The following is a 19,343-nucleotide window of genomic DNA, read 5'->3' on the forward strand; positions in this document are numbered from 1 at the left end:
TGAAGATAGAGGCTGTGCCGGCTTTGTGCGAGAGGCTAGCGGGAAGAGCCCGCATCATCGGCAAAGCCTAAGTCGAAGTCCCGTGACAAATTGTTCATTGCGGCGCTCTCCGTCATCGCGAGCGAAGCGAAGCAATCCAGCTCTGTGCACAGGACTGGATTGCTTCGTCGCTTCGCTCCTCGCAATGACGTGATCGACATTCGCGCGCGTGTTTCGCCCACCCACTTGCGAATATATCGCGCGCGATATAAATCGTCGTCCATGAAATCGAACCCGACATCGCCGAGCCGCCCTCTGCGGGCAGCGGACAAGCAGAAGCTGGACTCGCAGCTCTGCTTCGCGCTGTATTCGACGCTGCTCGGGGTCAACAAGGTGTATCGCTCGCTGCTGCGCGAGTTCGATCTGACCTATCCGCAGTACCTGGTGATGCTGGTGTTGTGGGAGAAGGATCGGGTCAACGTCTCGGAGATCTGCGATCAGCTCTATCTCGAGACCACGACGCTGACGCCGCTGCTGAAGCGGCTGGAGGCGCGCGGGCTGATCAGCCGGAAGCGGTCGGCCGAAGACGAGCGGCAGGTGATCGTCAGTCTCACGGACGAGGGCAGGGCGCTGCGGCAGCAGCTCAAGCACGTGCCCGACTGCCTCGGCGCCGCGATGGGCGGCTCGCTCGAGGAAATCGTCGAGCTGCGCGACAAGCTGACCAAGGTTCGCGCGCATTTATTCGAGGCCGCATGAGCCAGGTGCTGTTTCCCATGTCCGGCGCACGCCGGCTAATACATCGCGCACGATTTTAAGTCGCGCGCTTAATTAAGCCCTTCAACCTCAACCCCTCGAAAGGAAGACCACCATGTCAGTCGAAAAGGTTCTCTACCGCGCAACGGCCACCGCCACCGGAGGCCGCGACGGCCGCGGCGTGTCGAGCGACGGCCATCTCGATGTCGCGCTGACGACGCCGAAGGAGCTCGGCGGCGGTGGCGGCGCCGGCACCAATCCGGAGCAACTGTTCGCCGTTGGCTATTCGGCCTGCTTCCTCGGCGCGATGAAGTTCGTCGCCGGTCGCGACAAGCTGCCGATCTCGAAGGATGTCAGCGTCACCGGCACGGTCGGCATCGGTCCGATCCCGACCGGGTTTGGTATCGAAGTCGAACTCAAGATCAGCCTCCCCGGCGTCGACCGCGAGCAGGCCCAGACGCTGATCGACCGTGCCCACATCGTGTGCCCATATTCCAACGCCACGCGCGGCAATATCGACGTGACGCTGACGCTGGTCTGACCGATTCAGGTCCCCGGCCACAAGGGCAGCGCAGGCGACCCTTGTGGCCTTCGCTTGCCAAGATGGATGCGCGAAGACGCCGCGTGCGCTGGCATCAGCTTAGTGACGATGAGGTGCGGCCGGCTGACTGGCGATCTCGTCGTCTCTGGTTGGACGCGGCTGCGGACCGGTCGGGAAGCCGTGCTCCTGCGACCACTTGAACAATTCGTCGAACACCGGTTTCAGGGCCTTGGCCGACGGCGTCATTTCGTATTCCACGCGCGGCGGCACCTCCGCATAGACGGTGCGTTTCACCAGGCCGTTGGCTTCGAGATCGCGTAGTTGCATCGTCAGCATATGCTGAGTCACGCCGGGGATTGCGCGCCTGAGCGCGCCGAAGCGCTGCTTGCCCTGTATCAGGGCCCGCAGAATCTCTCCCTTCCACTTGCCCGCGAGCACGCCGATCGCATGTTGCAGCGTGGTCGATGAGCCGCCCTGGCAGGGCGTGTCCGCGGCGGAGTCGCCGTCGTGCTCAATAGTCATGTTTTGCGTACTGCCTCATAAAAAGCATCCTACTTGTCGTTCCGAGACTACGCCGTAATCCTGAATTTGGACAGTTCACCGGCGGCGCCCCTGCGCGTCCGCCGCAATTCAGGAGGTATCATGTCGATCGCCGTTCAATCGAAGCCGTCGCGTCTGGCCCCCGCAGCGCTCTGGGTCGTCAGAGGGCTACTTGCAGTTGTGTTTCTCGCGGCCGGCGGCGCCAAGCTGTACGGCGTACCGATGCTGGTCGAGGAGTTTCAGCATATCGGCCTCGGTCAGTGGTTTCGCTATTTGACCGGGATGCTCGAAGTGCTCGGCGCCTGCCTGTTGCTGGTCCCTCCGCTGGGCGCGTTCGGCGCCGTGGTGCTCAGTTGCGTGATGATCGGCGCGACGATCACGCACCTCTTTGTGATCGGCGGCTCCCCGGTGCCTGCCCTCGTCCTGCTCGCGTTCAACGCGCTGGTGATCTTCGTCAAGCGCAGCGACATCGCGGCCGTCCTCTCGGGCCGGCCGCGCTGATGCTCCGGTTCGGCTGGCCGCGCCGCCGATGGGCCGTAGCGGCTCTGTTCGGTCTATCGTTCTTTGTGCCGATGTCGGTCACGCTCGTGCTGATCGATGCGTGCGCGGCAAGCCCGAAGGAGTCGAGAGTCCAGGGGGCGGTTCAGGCCGTTCCGAAGACGGCGGTGCACCGCGTCGTGGTTCAGGTCAATTCGGACGATCCGGTGATCATGAAACACGCGATCACCAACAGCCTCAACCTTCTGAAGGCCTATGGCGACAGGAACGAAGCCGCGGCCGTCGAGATCGTCGCCTATGGCGCCGGCGTCAACATGTTCCGGGAAGACACCTCGCCGGTGAAGGATCTGTTGCGTTTTCTGCACGCCACTCATCCCGATGTGGTGTTCAGTGCCTGCGGCAACACCATCGCCATCATGGAAAGAAACGAGGGACATCCATTGTCTCTCGTCGACGGCGCGCGGTCGGTGCCGTTCGGCGTGGTCAGGTTGGTCGAGCTCCAGGAGGCCGGATGGTCCTATCTGCGGCCCTGATGTCGACGCGGATTTGTCCCAGCGTAATCGACGAGCGCTAAGGAGCCGAATGATGGACCATGAGGTCACGCGCCGTCGCGTGTTGCTAAGGCTGCTGGGCGGAGCGGCCGCGGCCGCCTGCGCCAGTTCCGCCGCGGCGGGCGAGAATCCGCCGCCGTTCGGCGGCGAGCGGCATCAGTTCACGGTGGTGCGGCCCGAGCGCATGGTGCCGCCTGTTCCGATCACGCGGCTGGACGGCGAGACGGCCACTTTCTACGCATTTCGCAACAAGGTCGTGCTGGTCAACTTCTGGGCGACTTGGTGTCCGGCATGCCGGACCGAGCTGCCGAGCCTCGACCGTCTGCAGCAGGTGGCCGGCGGCACGGATCTGCAGGTGATCGCGGTGTCGCTGGACGTGCAAGGTCCGGCCGTCGTTGCCCCATATGTGCGCAAGCTGAACATCCGGCATCTCGAGATCTATCTCGATCCGGAGGGACGCGTCGTGCGCGCGGCGAACAACGACAACCCCGGCGTGCCGTTCGGCCGCTACGGCATGCCGATCTCGTACATCGTCGATCCTGCGGGGCGGATCGCCGGCTATCTGGTGGGTGACGCCGACTGGACGTCGGATGGTGCGCGTCGGCTGCTCGCCTATTATGCGGGCCGCCGCAACGGCTGATCCACGACCGCGCTACGGCAGCTTGTCGTAGCCCTCGCCGAGCCCGTTGAGGCTGAGCGGGAAGCCGATGCCCTCTTCGGGCGTCTCGAAGATGATGAAGGTCGCGGTCTTGGCGGTGCGGAGCTGGCCGAGCAGCTTGTCGTCCATCACCACCTCGGCGACGCAGCCATTGGGCAGGCAGCGCACGAAGCCGGCGCGGCCGACATCCGCGTTGTCGAGCTTCAGACCGAGCCCCGACGGCAGCAGCACGCCGAGCGGCGCCACCACGCGCATCAGCTTGCTCTTCTGGTCGGCGGTCTTGAGGATGATCACGGTCAGGCCGGCGTTGGAGCGGTCCTCCGCCACGACGCTCTGGATCAGCGCGCATTGCTCGGCCTTGGCGCCCGGCGGCGTGTCGCAGCGGATCTGCCAGTCGCCATGCACGGAGCGCACGGCGCCCTGCGCGTCGGCGCGGGCGCTGTTGCCGAGCACCGCAGCCATCATCAGCGCGGCCGCGATCCCCAGCCGGATGCTGCTTCCCCGCACCAAGCGGCAGGAGGCGAGCAACGGCAAACGTTCGGCAAAGCCCATCGGGGTCGCTTTCAAGTCAGAGGTAGATCAGACACATGTCATGGATCAGGGCCCCGACTGATCCGGAATGACGGCACCATCAAGGCGACACCGCCCACCGGCGAATCAGGCTCCCGTGAATTCTGGCTGCTGTGCCTACATCGGCGTGTGCCGCTGTCAAGCATGGTTCACATTACCCGAACACCGCAAAATACCGAAGCGTGTCCGTCGTCTGCGACGCGCGCGACAAACCTCCGCGAGGCCCCTGCGAAAGTCCAATAGTGCATTGCGGGTACTGGCAAATTGTGGTTTGAAAGAGAGAATAAGAAGCGTTCTTAAGGGAGCGAACAATCGCCCTCGAAGAATGACAAGGGCACTCCGCGGAAGTGGTTCAGCCCGCAAAATACGTAGGGGAGCGAAGGCGGCATGACGATGTCGAAGAGCCGATTCGATCGGCGTTTGCTTGGCGTTGCGGGTATCGGAATCGCGACGATCGGAGGCCTGCTCGGCCTCGCCGGATCGGCGCTCGCGGGCGAAGGGCAGCCCTCTCCGTGGGAGATGCAGCTGCAGAATGCTGCCAGCCCGGTGATGGAGAACATCGTCTGGTTTCACAGCTTCCTGCTCTGGCTGATCACCGCGATCACGCTGTTCGTGCTGGCGCTGCTGGTGATCGTGGTGGTGAAGTTCAACGCCAAGGCCAACCCGGTTCCGTCCAAGACCACGCACAACACGCTGATCGAAGTGGCGTGGACGATCGTTCCGGTGATGATCCTGGTGGCTGTCGCGGTGCCGTCGTTCCGGCTGCTGTTCTTCCAGCTCGACATTCCGAAGGCCGACCTCACCATCAAGGCCACCGGCAACCAGTGGAATTGGACCTATCAGTATCCCGACGACAAGATCGAGTTCACCTCGATCATGCTGACCGACGAGGAGCGCGCCAAGATGAATCCGGTGCCGCCGCGTCTGCTCGCGGTCGACAACGAGACCGTGGTGCCGGTCAACAAGGTGGTGCGTATCCAGACCACCGCCGCCGACGTGATCCATTCCTGGGCGATCCCGTCGTTCGGCGTGAAGATCGACGCGATCCCGGGACGCCTCAACGAGACCTGGTTCAGGGCGACGCGGGAAGGTCGCTACTACGGCCAGTGCTCGGAACTTTGCGGCAAGGACCATGCTTTCATGCCCATCGTCGTTCGCGTCGTCAGCGATCAGGAATACGACGCCTGGAAGAAGCAGCAGCAGGTCGCCTCGGCGGCTCGCAAATCCTACGCCTCGATCGGCGCCTCCGCGCAGTGATCGGTTACGACGCGCGATACGTCTGAACGGGGACCGCAAGGTTCGAAGGTTTCAAGGCAGGATCTGAAGAATGACGATGGAAGCTGCACGGGTTGCTCACGCCGATCATGCGCACGACGACCACGCTCATGCGCACCCGACCGGGTGGCGGCGCTATGTCTATTCGACCAATCACAAGGACATCGGCACGATGTATTTGATCTTCGCGATCATCGCGGGGATCATCGGCGGCGCGATGTCGATCGCGATCCGCATCGAGCTGATGTATCCGGGCGTGCAGATCTTCCACGAAAGCCACACCTACAACGTGTTCGTGACCTCGCACGGCCTGATCATGATTTTCTTCATGGTGATGCCGGCGATGATCGGCGGGTTCGGCAACTGGTTCGTGCCGCTGATGATCGGCGCGCCCGACATGGCGTTCCCGCGCATGAACAACATCTCGTTCTGGCTGCTGCCGGCCGCGTTCGCGCTGCTGATCATCTCGACCTTCGTCGAGGGCGAGCCGTCGTCGAACGGCGTCGGCGCCGGCTGGACCATGTACGCGCCGCTGTCCACGTCGGGGCATCCCGGCCCCGCGGTCGACTTCGCCATCCTGGCCCTGCATCTGGCCGGTGCGTCGTCGATCATGGGCGCGATCAACTTCATCACCACGATCTTCAACATGCGCGCGCCGGGCATGACCCTGCACAAGATGCCGCTGTTCGTATGGTCGATCCTGGTGACGGTGTTCCTGCTGCTGCTGTCGCTGCCGGTGCTCGCCGGCGCCATCACCATGCTGCTGACCGACCGCAACTTCGGCACCACCTTCTTCTCGGCCGAAGGCGGCGGCGATCCGCTGCTGTTCCAGCATCTGTTCTGGTTCTTCGGCCACCCGGAAGTCTACATCCTGATCCTGCCCGCGTTCGGCATGATCAGCCAGATCGTGTCGACCTTCTCCAAGAAGCCGGTGTTCGGCTATCTCGGCATGGCCTACGCCATGGTGGCGATCGGCGTGATCGGCTTCGTGGTGTGGGCGCACCATATGTACACGGTCGGCATGTCGAGCGCGACGCAGGCCTATTTCGTCGCCGCCACGATGGTGATCGCGGTGCCGACCGGCGTGAAGATCTTCTCCTGGATCGCCACGATGTGGGGCGGCTCGATCGAGTTCAAGACGCCGATGCTGTGGGCCGTGGGCTTCATCTTCCTGTTCACGGTCGGCGGCGTCACCGGCGTGGTGCTGGCCAATGCCGGCGTCGACCGCGTGCTGCAGGATACGTATTACGTGGTCGCGCACTTCCATTACGTGCTGTCGCTCGGCGCCGTGTTCGGGATCTTCGCCGGCTGGTACTACTGGTTCCCGAAGATGTTCGGCTACATGTATTCGGAGACCATCGGCAAGCTGCACTTCTGGACGACCTTCATCGGCGTCAACCTGGTGTTCTTCCCGCAGCACTTCCTCGGCCTGTCGGGCATGCCGCGCCGCTACGTCGACTATCCGGACGCCTTCGCGGGCTGGAACCTGGTGTCGTCGATCGGTTCGTATATCTCGGGCTTCGCGGTGCTGATCTTCCTGTACGGCGTCGCGCTGGCCTTCATCAAGAAGGAGAAGGCGGCGGACAATCCGTGGGGCGTTGGCGCCACCACGCTGGAATGGACGCTGTCGTCGCCGCCGCCGTTCCATCAGTTCGAGGTGCTGCCGCAGGTTCGCTGAGGCACCGATATCAACGAGCATCCGCCGTGGCTGTGCCGATGGCGGATGCGGTCTGAAGCCCAAGAGGTCCCGAATTGTCGGTCATCGACTCCAACCAGGTCGAATTCGCTGCTCCCCGCATCTCCGAGGCGGGCGTCCGCGACTACATCGCGCTGCTCAAGCCGCGGGTGATGTCGCTGGTCGTGTTCACGGCGCTGGTCGGCCTGCTGATGGCGCCGGGCAGCTTCCACCCGGTGCTGGCGATCACCGCCATCCTGTGCATCGCGGTCGGTGGCGGCGCCTCCGGCGCGCTGAATATGTGGTACGAGGACGACATCGACGGCAAGATGACCCGCACGGCCAATCGGCCGATCCCGCGCGGCCGCGTCACCAGGCCCGAGGCGCTGGCGTTCGGCCTGATCCTGGCGTTCTTCTCGGTGCTGACGCTCGGCATCTTGGTGAATTGGGTGTCGGCCGCGTTGCTCGCCTTCACGATCTTCTTCTACGTCGTGATCTACACGATGTGGCTGAAGCGCTCGACGGCGCAGAACATCGTGATCGGCGGCGCCGCCGGCGCGCTGCCGCCGGTGGTGGCGTGGGCCGCGGTCACAGGATCGCTGGCGGTCGAGCCGCTGCTGCTGTTCGCCATCATCTTCTTCTGGACGCCGCCGCACTTCTGGGCGCTGGCGCTGTTCCGCAACGACGACTACGCCCGCGCCGGCGTGCCGATGCTGCCGGTGGTTGCCGGGCCGGATCACACCCGGCTGCAGATTTTGCTCTACACCATCGTGCTGGTGGCGGTGGCGGCTGCGCCGTGGCCGCTCGGCTACTTCGATGCGGTGTACGGCATCGCTTCGCTGGCGCTCGGCGCCTGGATGCTGGTGCTCGCCGTGCGGGTCTATCGCAACCGCACCGGCAGCGCCGCGCTGCGCGCCTCGCGCAATCTGTTCAAGGTGTCGATCCTGTATCTGTTCGCGCTGTTCTCGATTCTGCTGGTCGAGGTCGCCGCGAAGGCGATCTGGTCGCTGTTCGCCTGAGGAGGGCACCGGATGGAGCCGCAGAGGAGGCCGGGCGTGGTGCTCACCGAAGCGCAGAAGAAGCGCCAGCGTGAGCGCTCGATCGCCATCGCCCTCGCGCTCGCCGTGCTGGTGGCGCTGTTCTTCGCCGTGACCATGGTCAAGGGTCCGATCGTGCTGCAGCGGCCGATGTAGGGAGCGATCAACGATGCCGCAGGTCCCGTCCAGTCCCGCGCCGCAGCCGGCTCCCCGCCGCGGACTCGGCCGTGACGCGATGGTGGCGTCGATCTGCGGGCTCGTGGTGGCGCTGATGGTCGGCGCCTCATTCGCCGCCGTGCCGTTCTACAACTGGTTCTGCCGCACCACCGGCTTCAACGGCACCACCCAGGTCGGCGCGGCGCCGACCTCCGAGCCGCTGGCCCGCACGGTGACGGTGCGGTTCGACTCCAACATCAACGGCCTGCCGTGGAAGTTCGAGCCGGAGCAGCGCGAGATCGAGGTGCCGATCGGCAAGGTGGTGACCGTGTACTACACCGTCACCAGCACCGCGAAGCACGAGACGACGGGGCAGGCCGCCTACAACGTCACGCCGCTGACGGTCGGCTCGTATTTCACCAAGATCAACTGCTTCTGCTTCACCGAGCAGACGCTGGCGGCGGGCGAGACCCGCGAGATGCCGGTGGTGTTCTACGTCGATCCGGCGTTCGCGGCCGACAGCGAGAACGACACCGTCAACAACATCACGCTGTCCTACACCTTCTACCCGATGCGCGATCCGGCGCCGAAGCCGGTGGCTTCGAGCGAAACCGGGGCGCGCAAAGGCAACTTATAACAACAACGGAAACGCTGAGAGACGACGGCCGGGCGGACAGGGGAAACACCGCATCGGTTTTGCAACGGAGAGCACGAACATGGCCACGGCGCACGCGAAACAACACGACTACCACCTCGTCGATCCCAGTCCGTGGCCGTTCGTCGGCTCCGTCGCCGCCTTCATCATGGCGTTCGGGGCGGTGTCCTGGATGCATCACATGTATCAGGGCGCGCCGATCGTGTTCGGCATCGGCGTCATCGGCGTGCTCTACACCATGGCGAGCTGGTGGAGCGACGTGATCCGCGAGGCCGAGTTCAAGGGCGACCACACCCGCGTGGTGCAGATCAGCCATCGCTACGGCATGATCCTGTTCATCGCCTCCGAGGTGATGTTCTTCGTCGCCTGGTTCTGGGCCTACTTCAATTCGGCGCTGTTTCCCGGCGATCCGGTGCATGCGACCCGCGACGCGCTGTTCGGCGGCGTGTGGCCGCCGAAGGGCATCGAGACTTTCGATCCCTGGCATCTGCCGCTGCTCAACACGCTGATCCTGCTGACCTCGGGCACCACCGTCACCTGGGCGCACCACGCGCTGCTGCACAACGACCGTGCCGCCGTGAAGAAGGCGCTGATCCTGACCGTGCTGCTCGGCGCCGCCTTCAGCTGCGTGCAGGCCTACGAATACAGCCACGCCGCGTTCTCGTTCGCCGGCAACATCTACGGCGCGACCTTCTTCATGGCGACCGGCTTCCACGGTTTCCACGTGCTGGTCGGCACCATCTTCCTGCTGGTCTGCCTGATCCGCGTCTACAAGGGCCACTTCACCCCGACCCAGCATCTCGGATTCGAATTCGCCGCCTGGTACTGGCACTTCGTCGACGTGGTCTGGCTGTTCCTGTTCGTCTGCATCTACGTCTGGGGCCACGGCGCCTCGACCATGGCGCATGGCGCGCACTGACCGCGGCCGCCCGAACCGTGCTAGACAAGGGCGGCCCGAGCGGCCGCCCTTTGCTTTCGAGGCTGAACGATGATGTGCCAGCAACACTCCGTCATTGCGAGCGAAGCGAAGCAATCCAGGGCCGCGGATGGTGGCCTCTGGATTGCTTCGTCGCTCCGCTCCTCGCAATGACGCCCGTGGAGAAGCCTGCTCCCACGCTCCTGCAAAGCGCGCTGCGCGGCATTACTTGCCGCTGCCCGCGCTGCGGCGAGGGCAAGCTCTATGCGGGCTTCCTGACGCTGGCGCCGCGCTGCGAGGCCTGCGGGCTCGACTACGCGTTCATCGACGTCGGTGACGGCGCGGCGGTGTTCATGATTCTGATCGGCGGGGCCATCGTGGTCGGCTGCGCGCTGGTGGTTGAGATCAAGTATCAGCCGCCATTCTGGCTGCATGCGGCGCTGTGGATTCCGATGGTGATCGCCACCACGCTGCTGCCGCTGCGCTCGATGAAGGCGCTGCTGATCGCCCTGCAGTTTCATCACAAGGCCCAGGAAGGGCGCCTGGTCGGGCGCGAACCGAAATGACAAGCCTCTCGTCGCGCCGGCGCGGCATCGCCGGGATGAGCCTGATCGCGCTGCTGATCGTCGCGGTGCTGCTGTCGCTCGGCTTCTGGCAGTTGCAGCGCCGCACCGCCAAGCACGCCCTGATCGCGGCGCTGACCGAGCGCCTCGCGGCGCCGCCGGCCGCGCTGCCACCGGCCAGCGCATGGCCGACGCTGACGCCCGCCGCCGACGAATTCCGCCGCGTCGGCTTCACCGCGCGCTACGCGGAGCTGCCGGACGCGATGGTGTATTCGTCCGGTTCGGCGATCCGCGACGACGTTGCCGGGCCCGGCACCTGGGCGTTCCTGCCGGCGCGGGTAGACGGTACGACGGTGGTGATCAATGCCGGCTTCGTGCCCAACACCATGCAGGACCGCGCCTATCAGGACCGCATCGTCAAGCCGCTGCATGCCGGCCAGCCGGTTGCGATGACCGGCTATCTGCGCTTCCCGGAGGCCGGCGGGATGTTCACGCCGAATCCGGACGCGGCCAAGCGGCTGTGGTTCAGCCGCGACGTGCCGACGATGGCCGCGCAGCTCGGCTGGGGAGGCGCGGTCGCGCCTTTCTACATCGATCTGGAAACGCCCGTGCCGGCGAGCGGCCTGCCCAAGCCCGGGCCGCTCGGTGTCCATCTGCGCGACCAGCACATGCAATACGCCGTCACCTGGTTCGGGTTGGCGCTGGCCGTCGGCGTGGCCTTCCTGGTCTGGCTCTGGGGCCAGCGCCGGGCCGCGCCGGCGGCGGCGCAGCCCAGGGCGTCGCGGCGCATTGCCTAGAAGCGCCGCGGTCCACGGGCAATCCCGACCCTGCGGGTCTTTTCGTCGAGAGCGGTTTCCCCTGCGCGGCAAAACCCTTATGGTGCCGGTGATTTCGCCCGCGCGTGAGTAATCCCAATCGATATCAAAGGCTTGGTCCGCCCAGGTCTTTGGAGGATCCCTTGACCACCTATGTTTCGACCCGGGGCGAGGCCCCGCGCCTCGGCTTCTGCGATGTGATGCTGACCGGGCTGGCCCGTGACGGCGGCCTGTACGTACCCGAAGTCTGGCCGCAGCTTGCGCCGGACACCATCACCAGCCTGTTCGGCCGGCCGTATTGGGAGGTCGCCGTCGAGGTGATCCGGCCGTTCGTGGCCGGCGAGATCTCGGACGCCGAGCTGGGCCGGATGGCCAACGAGGCCTACGCCACCTTCCGCCACCCGGCGGTGGTCCCGCTGCGCCAGAGCGGGTCCAGCCAGTTCGTGCTCGAGCTGTTCCACGGTCCGACGCTGGCGTTCAAGGACGTCGCGATGCAGCTGATCTCGCGCTTGATGGATCACGCGCTGCAGAAGCGCGGCCAGCGCACCACCATCGTGGTCGCGACCTCGGGCGACACCGGCGGCGCCGCGGTCGATGCCTTCGCGGGTCGCGAGGCGGTCGATCTCGTGGTGCTGTTTCCGCACGGCCGGGTCTCGGACGTGCAGCGAATGATGATGACGACTTCGGGCGCGGCCAACGTCCATGCGCTGGCGATCGAGGGCCATTTCGACGATTGCCAGGCGATCGTGAAGGGGCTGTTCAATCACCACAAGTTCCGCGATCAGGTGGCACTGTCGGGCGTCAATTCGATCAACTGGGCCCGCATCGTTGCGCAGGTGGTGTACTACTTCACCAGCGCGGTCGCGCTCGGCGCGCCCGCTCGCCTGGTCGACTTCACGGTGCCGACCGGGAATTTCGGGGACATCTTCGCCGGCTACGTCGCCAAGAAGATGGGCCTGCCGGTACGCCGGCTGAAGATCGCCGCCAACATCAACGACATCCTGGCTCGCACGCTGAAGACCGGCATCTACGAGGTGCGTGAGGTCCATGCCACGACGTCGCCGTCGATGGACATCCAGGTGTCGTCGAATTTCGAGCGGCTGCTGTTCGAGGCGTCCGGGCGCGACGCGGCGCTGATCCGGTCGCTGATGGGCTCGCTCGGCCAATCCGGCCGCTTCGTGCTGCCCGATGCCCTCCTGGCCGCCGTGCGCGCAGAATTCGACGCCGGCCGCGCCGACGAGGCGGAGACCGAATCGGCGATCCGCGCCGCCTGGCGCGAGGCCGGCGATCTGGTCGATCCGCACACCGCGGTGGCGCTGGCGGTCGCCGATCGCGACACGACGGACCCATCCGTGCCCAACATCGTTCTATCCACGGCGCATGCGGCCAAATTCCCGGATGCGGTGGAAGCCGCCTGCGGGATGCGGCCGAAGCTCCCGGCCTGGCTCGACGGACTGATGAGCCGGACCGAAACTTTCAAAATCATGCCCCGTGATCAGGTGGCGATCGAACGCCACGTGCTGTCCGTCAGCCGCGCGGCGCAGCAAGGAGCTGTCGGATGAGCGTCGAAGTCAGCAAGCTTCCCTCGGGCCTGACCGTCGTCACCGACACCATGCCGCATCTCGAGACCGCCGCTCTCGGCGTATGGACCGGTGTCGGCGGCCGCGACGAGAAGCCGGATGAGCACGGCATCTCGCATCTGCTCGAACACATGGCCTTCAAGGGCACCACGCGCCGCACCTCGCGCGAGATCGCCGAGGAGATCGAGGCGGTCGGCGGCGACCTCAACGCCGCGACCTCGACCGAGACCACCGCCTACTATGCGCGGGTGATGAAGGCCGACGTGCCGCTGGCGCTCGACGTGCTGAGCGACATCCTGGCCAATCCGTCGTTCGAGGCCGAGGAGCTGGAGCGCGAGAAGAGCGTGATCGTGCAGGAGATCGGCGCCTCGCAGGACACGCCGGACGACGTCGTGTTCGAATATCTCAACGAGCTCTGCTACCCGGAGCAGCCGATCGGCCGCTCGCTGCTCGGCACCGCCAAGACGCTGAAGGGCTTCAATCGCGATAAGCTGCAGTCCTATCTGTCGACGCATTATCGCGGCCCCGACATGGTGGTCGCCGCAGCCGGTGCGGTCGATCACAAGCGGGTCGTCGAGGAAGTCCAGCACCGCTTCGCCAGCTTCGACGGCACGCCGGCGCCAAAGCCGCAGCCGGCGATGTTCGGCGCCGGCGGCTCGCGCGTCGTGCGCCGCGACCTCGAACAGGCGCATCTGACGTTGGCGCTGGAAGGCCTGCCGCAACGCGACGAGTCGCTTTTCAGCCTGCAGGTGTTCACCAACATTCTCGGCGGCGGAATGTCGTCGCGGCTGTTTCAGGAGGTCCGCGAGAAGCGCGGCCTGTGCTACTCGATCTACACCTTCCACGCGCCCTATGCGGACACCGGGTTCTTCGGGCTCTACACCGGCACCGATCCGGACGACGCGCCGGAGATGATGGAAGTGATCGTCGATGTGATCAACGACGCGGTCGAGACCCTGACCGACGCGGAGATCGCCCGCTCCAAGGCGCAGATGAAGGCCGGCCTGTTGATGGCGCTGGAAAGCTGCTCGTCGCGCGCCGAGCAGCTTGCCCGGCACATCCTGGCCTATGGCCGCCCGCTGCCGGTCGAGGAGCTGGTGGCACGGATCGATGCGGTCAGCATCGAGACCACCCGCGCGGCCGCAAGGCAGTTGATGTCGCGCGGCCAGCCCGCGGTGGTCGCGCTCGGCACCGGGCGTGGTCTGGACAGCGCGGTGGGTTTTGCGGAAGGATTGACACAATCCAGGGCCAAAACGTCGTATCATTGATGCCGCGCGCCGTGCGCGGAGGCTGAGCGCCCCCGCCCGCGCGCATCGGAGTGTCGTCATGGCGCTGTTTCGAATGCCGTCCGCAGCCCCTGCCGCCCTGGCGCCGCGGGGCTACGGGCTGCTGCTGCGGGCCCCCCAGATGGCCGACTACGTGCAATGGGCCGAGCTGCGCGACCGCAGCCGGTCCTATCTGACGCCGTGGGAGCCGATCTGGCCCTCGGACGATCTCACCCGCTCCGGCTTTCGCCGACGGCTGCGCCGCTACGCCGAGGACATCGCCGCCGACCGGTCGTACCCGTTCCTGATCTTCCGGGAGGGTACCGGCGAGATGCTCGGCGGCGTCACGCTCGCCAATGTCCGCCGTGGCATCGTCCAGGCCGGCACGATCGGCTACTGGATGGGCGAGCCGCATGCGGGCCGCGGCTTCATGACGGCGGCGCTGCGGGTGCTGCTGCCGACGCTGTTCGGAGAGCTCAACCTGCACCGGGTCGAGGCCGCCTGCATCCCGACCAACACGCCGTCGATCCGTGTGCTGGAAAAATGCGGCTTCACCCGCGAAGGGCTGGCGCGGCGCTATCTCTGCATCAATGGCGTCTGGCAGGACCACCTGCTGTTCGGGTTGCTGCACGAGGATTTCCGCGGCTGAACAACTCCTGCGTCGTGGACCGGCGGCGACATTGTCGCCTTTGGTTCGCCGGCTTTGGTTTGCTATAACGCCGCGCGCGAAAGCGTTTCGGTAGCGATGACCGCCGCACGGTGGGGAGCCGTGCGGCATGGTCTGGACCTTCACAGCCCGGGTAGAGTGATGAGACACGATGGGAAACGAGCGCCCGCGGGGCGTGGGGCGCGACGCGCCGTGCTGCTGGCGGCCGGGGCCGCGGCCTTCGGCGCCATGCTGGCGACGCCTGCCTGGTCGCAGTCCTTCACGGACCGCTTCAAGAGCCTGTTCGGCGGCAGTTCGTCCGAGCCGGCGCCGACCATCTCCAACGGGCCGGCGCCGGAAACCGACCTGACCTGTCCGCCCGTCACGATCCGGCCCGGCGCTGCGACCTACGCGGTCGGGCTGCCCGGCAAGGAAGCCAGCGGCAATGATCTGCGCTACCAGGTCGTCATCGGCCGCACGGCGCGCGAATGCAATCTCAACAGCGGCACCATCACGGCGCATATCGGCATTCAGGGGCGGGTGATCGCCGGGCCCGCCGGCGCGCCGGGAACGGTTGAAGTCCCGATCCGCGTCGCCGTGGTCCAGGACGGCGTCTCACCCAAGACCGTGTTCACCAAGGCCTACCGCACCGTCGTGAACATGGGCACCGACGGCAGCGTGCCGTTCAGCCTCGTGACCGAAGACGTCGTGTATCCGGCACCGTCTGCGGCCGCGAACGACGCTTACGTCTTCTACATCGGCTTCGATCCACAGGCCCTGAAGCCCGAGCCGAGAGCGCGGAAGAAGAAGTAGCCGCGTTGTACGGGCGGTCGGCACGATGGCGGCCCGCCGCGTTTCCTGACCTTTAGCCATTGACCTTCACCACACGGCACAGCGCGCTCCCTCTCCCGCTTGCGGGAGAGGGCTGGGGTGAGGGCGACCCGGGCAGTGACTCTGCGACTCGTTGATGGGAGTGCCCTCACCCGGATCGCTGCGCGATCCGACCCCCTCCCGTAAGCGGGAGAGGTTGCGCTGTGCGCGGGTAGGGAGCCGCAATTGAAGACAATCAGACATAAAAAAACCGGCGCGATTGCTCGCGCCGGCTTTGATTGTTCAGAGACGGGAAGCTCAGTTGAGCTTGCTGCGGACGTCCTGGATGCCCTTGCTCAGAAGGTCGTCGGCGACCGGGCCCTTGACCGACTGCGACAGGATCGACGCGGCGGCGGAGACGGCGGCCTCGGCCGCTGCGGCCCGCACGTCGGCGAGGGCCTGAGCCTCCGCCAGCGCGATCTTGCCTTCCGCGGTCTTGGTGCGGCGGGCGACGAAGTCTTCCAGCTTGGCCTTGGATTCGGCCGCGATGCGCTCGGCGTCAGCCTTGGCGCTGGCGACGATCGCTTCGGCTTCCCGCTCGGCCTGCGCCCGGCGGGAGCGATAGTCGGCGAGCAGCTTGGCGGCTTCGTCCTTGAGCTTGCGGGCCTCGTCGAGCTCGGCCTTGATCCGGTCACGACGAGTGTCGAGCGCTTTGATCACCGTCCGGTGCACGCCCAGATAGGCGAACACGCCCATCAGGATGATGAACGCGATGGCGACCCAGGTTTCTGCTTCAGCGAAGATTTCCATCAGCCTCAACCTTTGAGCGACGCGTTGACCGCGCTGTTCAGCGCATTGCTGTCCGGCTGAACGCCGGCCAGCTGCTGCACGATCGCGGAGGCGGCGTCGGCGGCGATGCCGCGGACGTTGCCCATCGCGGTCGCGCGGGTCGCTGCGATGGTCTTCTCGGCGTCGGCGAGCTTGACCGCCAGCCGCTCTTCCAGAGTCTTGCGCTCGGCTTCCGCCTGCGCATTGAGCTTCTCACGCGTTTCCGCGCCGATCGCCTGGGCTCGGGCGCGGGCTTGGGCGAGTTCGGCCTCGTACGCCTTGAGCGCCTCGTCCGATTCGACCTTCAGCTTCTGCGCAGCTGCCAGATCGCCCTCGATCGTCTTCTGCCGCTCTTCGATCACACCGCCGACGCGCGGCAGTGCGATCTTGGAAACGAGCAGGTAGAGCGCGACGAACGCGATCGCCAGCGACACGAGTTGCGAAGCGAAGGTCTCCTGCTGAAACGGCGGAAACGGGGCCTTGTGGCCATCCGCCGTCGTGTGAGCAGTGGTTCCCTTGGCGTCGCCATGACCTGTAGCCACGGGCTTCTCCTGTTCGGGGGCCGGTCACATGCTCGGCAGAGCTGCGACCGGGTTGGATCTTAGAGGGCGAACAGCAGCAGCAGCGCGATCAGCAGCGAGAAGATGCCGAGCGCTTCCGTCACCGCGAAGCCGAAAATCAGGTTGCCGAACTGGCCCTGGGCAGCCGAGGGATTACGCACCGCAGCGGCGAGATAGTTGCCGAAGATGATGCCCACGCCAGCGCCGGCGCCGCCCATGCCAATGCAGGCAATACCAGCGCCAATGTACTTCGCGGCAATCGGATCCATGTAACGAACTCCTGTTGGGGTTTTGGTTTGACGTCGAGGAATGGGCCTTAGTGACCCGGATGAATTGCATCGTTGAGATAGATGCAAGTCAGGATGGCGAACACATAGGCCTGCAGGAATGCGACCAGCAGCTCCAGCGCGGTCAGCGCGATGGTCAGGCCGAGCGGCAGAACCGCGCCGAACCAGCCGATCACGCCCAGGGCGCCGAGCATCGCGATGAAGCTCGCGAACACCTTCAGCGCGATGTGGCCCGCCAGCATGTTGGCGAACAGACGCACCGAGTGCGAAACCGGCTTCAGGAAGAAGGAGATGACTTCGATGAACACGACCAGCGGCAGGATGTAGATCGGCACGCCGGAGGGCACGAACAGCTTGAAGAACTTCAGGCCGTTCTTGGAGAGGCCGTAGATCAGCACCGTCAGGAACACCAGCATCGCCAGCGCGACGGTGACGATCAGGTGGCTGGAGACCGTGAAGGTGTAGGGGATGATGCCGATCAGGTTCGACACCGCGATGAACATGAACAGCGAGAACACCAGCGGGAAGAACTTGAGGCCTTCCTTGCCGGCCGTCGACCGGATCATGTTGGCGACGAATTCGTAGGACAGCTCGGCGACCGACTGCATGCGGCCCGGAACGAGCTGACGGCCCGGCGCCAGCATCAGCACGGCGATCACTGCCACGGTGCCGAACATGTAGGCGGACGAATTGGTGAACGCGATTTCCTGTCCGCCAATGTGACCGAGGGAGAAGAGCTTGGTGATCTGGAACTGATGGATCGGATCGGCGGCCATTCGTTTCTCAGTCTGTCGGTGTCGCGAGCTTGCGCGGGATTCGAACGATTGCGTGCACTTCGGTCCCGTTCAGAGCCGCTCGGACTGCTTCGCCATCACACCCGCTGCCCTCATCACGTTGATCACGCCGGCGGTGAAGCCGAGCAGCGAGAACACGATGAGGCCCCAGGGAGAGGTCGACAACAAACGATCGAAACCCCAGCCGAGAGCCGCCCCGCCGAGAACGCCCGCGACCAATTCGGAGGAAAGGCGAAAACCGAGTGCCATGGCCGAGGCTCTGGCAGGTCCGTCTTCACTTCCTGATCCGGATTGATCCGTCTGGAGTTTCCGATTCTCCCGAGAATGGGCGAGCCGTTGTTCCAGGCTTCCGAGCCTAGCGGAAAGCGCAGCTTCCTCAGGCGACCCGGTGCTGCTCCCGTCACTCCGTCGGCTGTCCTTATGCGTGTCGTCCGCCATGTCGTGGAGACCCGAAAAAGGTGCCGTAGATAGTGAGTTAACGCCCCGTGACCCTTGAAAAGCCGGGCGGACCATACTGACCGCCTGTTGGCAAGTCAAGATTCGGTCGCAGCCTATTACATTGTTGTTTTGGCTGATTTTATTGAGGATTCGCGACTCTCTGCGATAACTTGTCCGCAGCGTTTGCGACGGCATTTCGCCGACGATCCGGCTTGCGCGGCGGGATCGGCTCTGATCCGATATGACGAACTCGGCGACCGCTTCGCATTCCTTGTCCGGCCGCCTTCAGCCGGAGCACGCATGGCGCGTCAGATCGACTACTATTTCTCGTTCCAGTCCCCCTGGGCCTATATCGGTCACGCGCCGTTCCGGCAGCTCGTCGAGGCCCATGGCCTCGCTGTCAACTACAAGCCGGTGCTGCTGACGGGGCTGTTCTCCGAAACCGGCGGGCTGCCGCTCGCCAAGCGCCATCCGGCGCGGCAGCGCTACCGGCTGATCGAACTGCAGCGCTGGCGCGACAAGCGCGGCCTCGATTTCAAGCTGTGGCCGAAGCACTGGCCGTTCGACGCGCGCCTCGCCGACGGCGTGGTGCTGGCCGCGCTCGCCGCGGGGCTCGATCCGGAGCCCTATATGCAGCGCGCCTATTCGGCGGTGTGGCAGACCGAGCGCGATCTCGCCGATCCGCTGGTGCTGACCGAGATCGCGGACGCGGCCGGATTGCCGGGCGAAAAGCTGGTGGCGCACGCCGCCTCCGATCAGATCCGCGCCGTTTATGAACAGAACCGCCAGGACGCGATCGCCGTCGGGGTGTTCGGCTCGCCGGCCTATGTGCTCGACGGCGAGGTGTTCTGGGGCCAGGACCGGATCGAACTTCTGGGCGATGCGTTGAAATCCGGTCGCGGGCCGTACCGCGCGCCGGCCTGAGATCCCATATCGGGCGGGTCTTCATCTGT

General features: G+C 65.4%; 25 protein-coding genes. 18 read left to right on the forward strand and 7 right to left on the reverse strand.

Going from position 1 to position 19,343, the window contains the following annotated elements; genetic code table 11:
• Positions 1 to 261 precede the first annotated feature (261 nt).
• Both ACFFJ6_RS10885 and ACFFJ6_RS10890 read left to right on the forward strand, forming a co-directional pair.
• Complete coding sequence (locus tag ACFFJ6_RS10885) at positions 262 to 735, forward strand: MarR family winged helix-turn-helix transcriptional regulator (RefSeq protein ID WP_378387445.1); 474 nt, start codon at positions 262 to 264, stop codon at positions 733 to 735.
• Between the two features lie 112 nt (positions 736 to 847).
• Positions 848 to 1,273, forward strand: a complete 426-nt coding sequence (locus tag ACFFJ6_RS10890; RefSeq protein ID WP_378387447.1) for an organic hydroperoxide resistance protein — start codon at positions 848 to 850, stop codon at positions 1,271 to 1,273.
• A gap of 99 nt (positions 1,274 to 1,372) precedes the next feature.
• Here the strand turns inward: ACFFJ6_RS10890 and ACFFJ6_RS10895 are convergent, their stop codons facing one another.
• Positions 1,373 to 1,795, reverse strand: a complete 423-nt coding sequence (locus ACFFJ6_RS10895) for a winged helix-turn-helix transcriptional regulator (protein WP_378387449.1) — start codon at positions 1,793 to 1,795, stop codon at positions 1,373 to 1,375.
• Between the two features lie 120 nt (positions 1,796 to 1,915).
• On the opposite strand from ACFFJ6_RS10895, the gene ACFFJ6_RS10900 reads away from it, so the two are divergent.
• The 3 genes from ACFFJ6_RS10900 (at position 1,916) to ACFFJ6_RS10910 (ending at position 3,502) form a co-directional block, all read left to right on the forward strand.
• On the forward strand, positions 1,916 to 2,314 hold the full coding sequence (locus tag ACFFJ6_RS10900; RefSeq protein WP_378387451.1) for a DoxX family protein: 399 nt from the start codon (positions 1,916 to 1,918) through the stop codon (positions 2,312 to 2,314).
• 71 nt (positions 2,315 to 2,385) lie between these two features.
• A complete protein-coding gene (locus tag ACFFJ6_RS10905) occupies positions 2,386 to 2,844 on the forward strand; it encodes a DsrE family protein (RefSeq protein ID WP_378387453.1) in 459 nt (152 codons plus the stop codon).
• Between the two features lie 52 nt (positions 2,845 to 2,896).
• Complete coding sequence (locus ACFFJ6_RS10910; RefSeq protein ID WP_378387455.1) at positions 2,897 to 3,502, forward strand: TlpA disulfide reductase family protein; 606 nt, start codon at positions 2,897 to 2,899, stop codon at positions 3,500 to 3,502.
• A gap of 12 nt (positions 3,503 to 3,514) precedes the next feature.
• Here ACFFJ6_RS10910 and ACFFJ6_RS10915 read toward each other — a convergent pair whose 3' ends face one another.
• Positions 3,515 to 4,072 (reverse strand): invasion associated locus B family protein, encoded by a 558-nt coding sequence (locus ACFFJ6_RS10915; RefSeq protein ID WP_378387732.1) that lies wholly within the window; start codon positions 4,070 to 4,072, stop codon positions 3,515 to 3,517.
• A 405-nt stretch (positions 4,073 to 4,477) separates the two neighbouring features.
• On the opposite strand from ACFFJ6_RS10915, the gene coxB reads away from it, so the two are divergent.
• The 12 genes from coxB to ACFFJ6_RS10975 all read left to right on the forward strand — a co-directional run bounded on the left by coxB (position 4,478) and on the right by ACFFJ6_RS10975 (position 15,486).
• Positions 4,478 to 5,347, forward strand: a complete 870-nt coding sequence (coxB, locus tag ACFFJ6_RS10920; protein WP_378387457.1) for a cytochrome c oxidase subunit II — start codon at positions 4,478 to 4,480, stop codon at positions 5,345 to 5,347.
• A gap of 70 nt (positions 5,348 to 5,417) precedes the next feature.
• Entirely contained in the window at positions 5,418 to 7,043 is a 1,626-nt protein-coding gene (ctaD, locus tag ACFFJ6_RS10925) for a cytochrome c oxidase subunit I (RefSeq protein ID WP_378387459.1), read from the forward strand.
• A 74-nt stretch (positions 7,044 to 7,117) separates the two neighbouring features.
• Positions 7,118 to 8,059 (forward strand): heme o synthase, encoded by a 942-nt coding sequence (locus tag ACFFJ6_RS10930; RefSeq protein ID WP_378387461.1) that lies wholly within the window; start codon positions 7,118 to 7,120, stop codon positions 8,057 to 8,059.
• Positions 8,060 to 8,071: 12 nt separating this feature from the next.
• Positions 8,072 to 8,233, forward strand: a complete 162-nt coding sequence (locus tag ACFFJ6_RS10935) for a cytochrome c oxidase system small membrane protein (protein WP_378387463.1) — start codon at positions 8,072 to 8,074, stop codon at positions 8,231 to 8,233.
• A gap of 13 nt (positions 8,234 to 8,246) precedes the next feature.
• Positions 8,247 to 8,870 carry a cytochrome c oxidase assembly protein gene (locus ACFFJ6_RS10940; protein WP_378387465.1) on the forward strand — a complete coding sequence of 208 codons (624 nt, stop codon included), beginning with the start codon at positions 8,247 to 8,249 and terminating at the stop codon, positions 8,868 to 8,870.
• Between the two features lie 79 nt (positions 8,871 to 8,949).
• Positions 8,950 to 9,807, forward strand: a complete 858-nt coding sequence (locus ACFFJ6_RS10945) for a cytochrome c oxidase subunit 3 (RefSeq protein WP_378387467.1) — start codon at positions 8,950 to 8,952, stop codon at positions 9,805 to 9,807.
• A gap of 167 nt (positions 9,808 to 9,974) precedes the next feature.
• A complete protein-coding gene (locus ACFFJ6_RS10950) occupies positions 9,975 to 10,370 on the forward strand; it encodes a DUF983 domain-containing protein (RefSeq protein ID WP_378387469.1) in 396 nt (131 codons plus the stop codon).
• Positions 10,367 to 11,164: an SURF1 family protein gene (locus ACFFJ6_RS10955; RefSeq protein WP_378387471.1), complete on the forward strand. Its 798-nt coding sequence runs from the start codon at positions 10,367 to 10,369 to the stop codon at positions 11,162 to 11,164. The genes ACFFJ6_RS10950 and ACFFJ6_RS10955 overlap by 4 nt, the downstream gene beginning before the upstream one ends.
• Before the next feature lie 161 nt (positions 11,165 to 11,325).
• Positions 11,326 to 12,744 carry a threonine synthase gene (gene thrC / locus ACFFJ6_RS10960; RefSeq protein ID WP_378387473.1) on the forward strand — a complete coding sequence of 473 codons (1,419 nt, stop codon included), beginning with the start codon at positions 11,326 to 11,328 and terminating at the stop codon, positions 12,742 to 12,744.
• The gene (locus ACFFJ6_RS10965; RefSeq protein ID WP_378387475.1) at positions 12,741 to 14,030 is read left to right on the forward strand and encodes a M16 family metallopeptidase; all 1,290 of its coding nucleotides are present in this window, start codon (positions 12,741 to 12,743) and stop codon (positions 14,028 to 14,030) included. The genes thrC and ACFFJ6_RS10965 overlap by 4 nt, the downstream gene beginning before the upstream one ends.
• A 58-nt stretch (positions 14,031 to 14,088) precedes the next feature.
• Positions 14,089 to 14,676 (forward strand): GNAT family N-acetyltransferase, encoded by a 588-nt coding sequence (locus ACFFJ6_RS10970; protein ID WP_378387477.1) that lies wholly within the window; start codon positions 14,089 to 14,091, stop codon positions 14,674 to 14,676.
• 159 nt (positions 14,677 to 14,835) lie between these two features.
• A complete protein-coding gene (locus tag ACFFJ6_RS10975; protein ID WP_378387480.1) occupies positions 14,836 to 15,486 on the forward strand; it encodes a hypothetical protein in 651 nt (216 codons plus the stop codon).
• Between the two features lie 315 nt (positions 15,487 to 15,801).
• Here ACFFJ6_RS10975 and ACFFJ6_RS10980 read toward each other — a convergent pair whose 3' ends face one another.
• The 5 genes from ACFFJ6_RS10980 to ACFFJ6_RS11000 all read right to left on the reverse strand — a co-directional run bounded on the left by ACFFJ6_RS10980 (position 15,802) and on the right by ACFFJ6_RS11000 (position 18,390).
• Positions 15,802 to 16,293 carry a F0F1 ATP synthase subunit B family protein gene (locus ACFFJ6_RS10980; RefSeq protein WP_378387482.1) on the reverse strand — a complete coding sequence of 164 codons (492 nt, stop codon included), beginning with the start codon at positions 16,291 to 16,293 and terminating at the stop codon, positions 15,802 to 15,804.
• A 5-nt stretch (positions 16,294 to 16,298) separates the two neighbouring features.
• The gene (locus tag ACFFJ6_RS10985) at positions 16,299 to 16,853 is read right to left on the reverse strand and encodes a F0F1 ATP synthase subunit B family protein (RefSeq protein ID WP_378387484.1); all 555 of its coding nucleotides are present in this window, start codon (positions 16,851 to 16,853) and stop codon (positions 16,299 to 16,301) included.
• A gap of 59 nt (positions 16,854 to 16,912) precedes the next feature.
• Complete coding sequence (locus ACFFJ6_RS10990) at positions 16,913 to 17,140, reverse strand: F0F1 ATP synthase subunit C (RefSeq protein ID WP_009796340.1); 228 nt, start codon at positions 17,138 to 17,140, stop codon at positions 16,913 to 16,915.
• Between the two features lie 47 nt (positions 17,141 to 17,187).
• Positions 17,188 to 17,934, reverse strand: coding sequence for a F0F1 ATP synthase subunit A (locus ACFFJ6_RS10995; protein WP_378387488.1), 747 nt, complete (start codon positions 17,932 to 17,934; stop codon positions 17,188 to 17,190).
• Positions 17,935 to 18,003: 69 nt separating this feature from the next.
• A complete protein-coding gene (locus ACFFJ6_RS11000; RefSeq protein WP_378387490.1) occupies positions 18,004 to 18,390 on the reverse strand; it encodes an AtpZ/AtpI family protein in 387 nt (128 codons plus the stop codon).
• A gap of 300 nt (positions 18,391 to 18,690) precedes the next feature.
• Here ACFFJ6_RS11000 and ACFFJ6_RS11005 point away from each other — a divergent pair, with 300 nt between their 5' ends.
• The gene (locus ACFFJ6_RS11005) at positions 18,691 to 19,314 is read left to right on the forward strand and encodes a 2-hydroxychromene-2-carboxylate isomerase (protein ID WP_378387492.1); all 624 of its coding nucleotides are present in this window, start codon (positions 18,691 to 18,693) and stop codon (positions 19,312 to 19,314) included.
• The last annotated feature ends 29 nt before the right edge of the window (positions 19,315 to 19,343 follow it).

The organism is Rhodopseudomonas telluris (assembly GCF_042432815.1).
GTDB lineage: Bacteria > Pseudomonadota > Alphaproteobacteria > Rhizobiales > Xanthobacteraceae > Rhodopseudomonas > Rhodopseudomonas telluris.

Excerpts from the sequence above, each read along its gene's own strand:
- ACFFJ6_RS10885 (WP_378387445.1), top strand. The coding sequence starts at position 262 with ATGAAATCGAACCCGACATCGCCGAGCCGCCCTCTGCGGGCAGCGGAC.
- ACFFJ6_RS10890 (WP_378387447.1), top strand. The coding sequence starts at position 848 with ATGTCAGTCGAAAAGGTTCTCTACCGCGCAACGGCCACCGCCACCGGA.
- ACFFJ6_RS10895 (WP_378387449.1), bottom strand. The coding sequence starts at position 1,795 with ATGACTATTGAGCACGACGGCGACTCCGCCGCGGACACGCCCTGCCAG.
- ACFFJ6_RS10900 (WP_378387451.1), top strand. The coding sequence starts at position 1,916 with ATGTCGATCGCCGTTCAATCGAAGCCGTCGCGTCTGGCCCCCGCAGCG.
- ACFFJ6_RS10905 (WP_378387453.1), top strand. The coding sequence starts at position 2,386 with ATGTCGGTCACGCTCGTGCTGATCGATGCGTGCGCGGCAAGCCCGAAG.
- ACFFJ6_RS10910 (WP_378387455.1), top strand. The coding sequence starts at position 2,897 with ATGGACCATGAGGTCACGCGCCGTCGCGTGTTGCTAAGGCTGCTGGGC.
- ACFFJ6_RS10915 (WP_378387732.1), bottom strand. The coding sequence starts at position 4,072 with ATGGGCTTTGCCGAACGTTTGCCGTTGCTCGCCTCCTGCCGCTTGGTG.
- coxB (WP_378387457.1), top strand. The coding sequence starts at position 4,478 with ATGACGATGTCGAAGAGCCGATTCGATCGGCGTTTGCTTGGCGTTGCG.
- ctaD (WP_378387459.1), top strand. The coding sequence starts at position 5,418 with ATGACGATGGAAGCTGCACGGGTTGCTCACGCCGATCATGCGCACGAC.
- ACFFJ6_RS10935 (WP_378387463.1), top strand. The coding sequence starts at position 8,072 with ATGGAGCCGCAGAGGAGGCCGGGCGTGGTGCTCACCGAAGCGCAGAAG.
- ACFFJ6_RS10940 (WP_378387465.1), top strand. The coding sequence starts at position 8,247 with ATGCCGCAGGTCCCGTCCAGTCCCGCGCCGCAGCCGGCTCCCCGCCGC.
- ACFFJ6_RS10945 (WP_378387467.1), top strand. The coding sequence starts at position 8,950 with ATGGCCACGGCGCACGCGAAACAACACGACTACCACCTCGTCGATCCC.
- ACFFJ6_RS10950 (WP_378387469.1), top strand. The coding sequence starts at position 9,975 with ATGACGCCCGTGGAGAAGCCTGCTCCCACGCTCCTGCAAAGCGCGCTG.
- ACFFJ6_RS10955 (WP_378387471.1), top strand. The coding sequence starts at position 10,367 with ATGACAAGCCTCTCGTCGCGCCGGCGCGGCATCGCCGGGATGAGCCTG.
- ACFFJ6_RS10965 (WP_378387475.1), top strand. The coding sequence starts at position 12,741 with ATGAGCGTCGAAGTCAGCAAGCTTCCCTCGGGCCTGACCGTCGTCACC.
- ACFFJ6_RS10970 (WP_378387477.1), top strand. The coding sequence starts at position 14,089 with ATGGCGCTGTTTCGAATGCCGTCCGCAGCCCCTGCCGCCCTGGCGCCG.
- ACFFJ6_RS10975 (WP_378387480.1), top strand. The coding sequence starts at position 14,836 with ATGAGACACGATGGGAAACGAGCGCCCGCGGGGCGTGGGGCGCGACGC.
- ACFFJ6_RS10980 (WP_378387482.1), bottom strand. The coding sequence starts at position 16,293 with ATGGAAATCTTCGCTGAAGCAGAAACCTGGGTCGCCATCGCGTTCATC.
- ACFFJ6_RS10990 (WP_009796340.1), bottom strand. The coding sequence starts at position 17,140 with ATGGATCCGATTGCCGCGAAGTACATTGGCGCTGGTATTGCCTGCATT.
- ACFFJ6_RS10995 (WP_378387488.1), bottom strand. The coding sequence starts at position 17,934 with ATGGCCGCCGATCCGATCCATCAGTTCCAGATCACCAAGCTCTTCTCC.
- ACFFJ6_RS11000 (WP_378387490.1), bottom strand. The coding sequence starts at position 18,390 with ATGGCGGACGACACGCATAAGGACAGCCGACGGAGTGACGGGAGCAGC.
- ACFFJ6_RS11005 (WP_378387492.1), top strand. The coding sequence starts at position 18,691 with ATGGCGCGTCAGATCGACTACTATTTCTCGTTCCAGTCCCCCTGGGCC.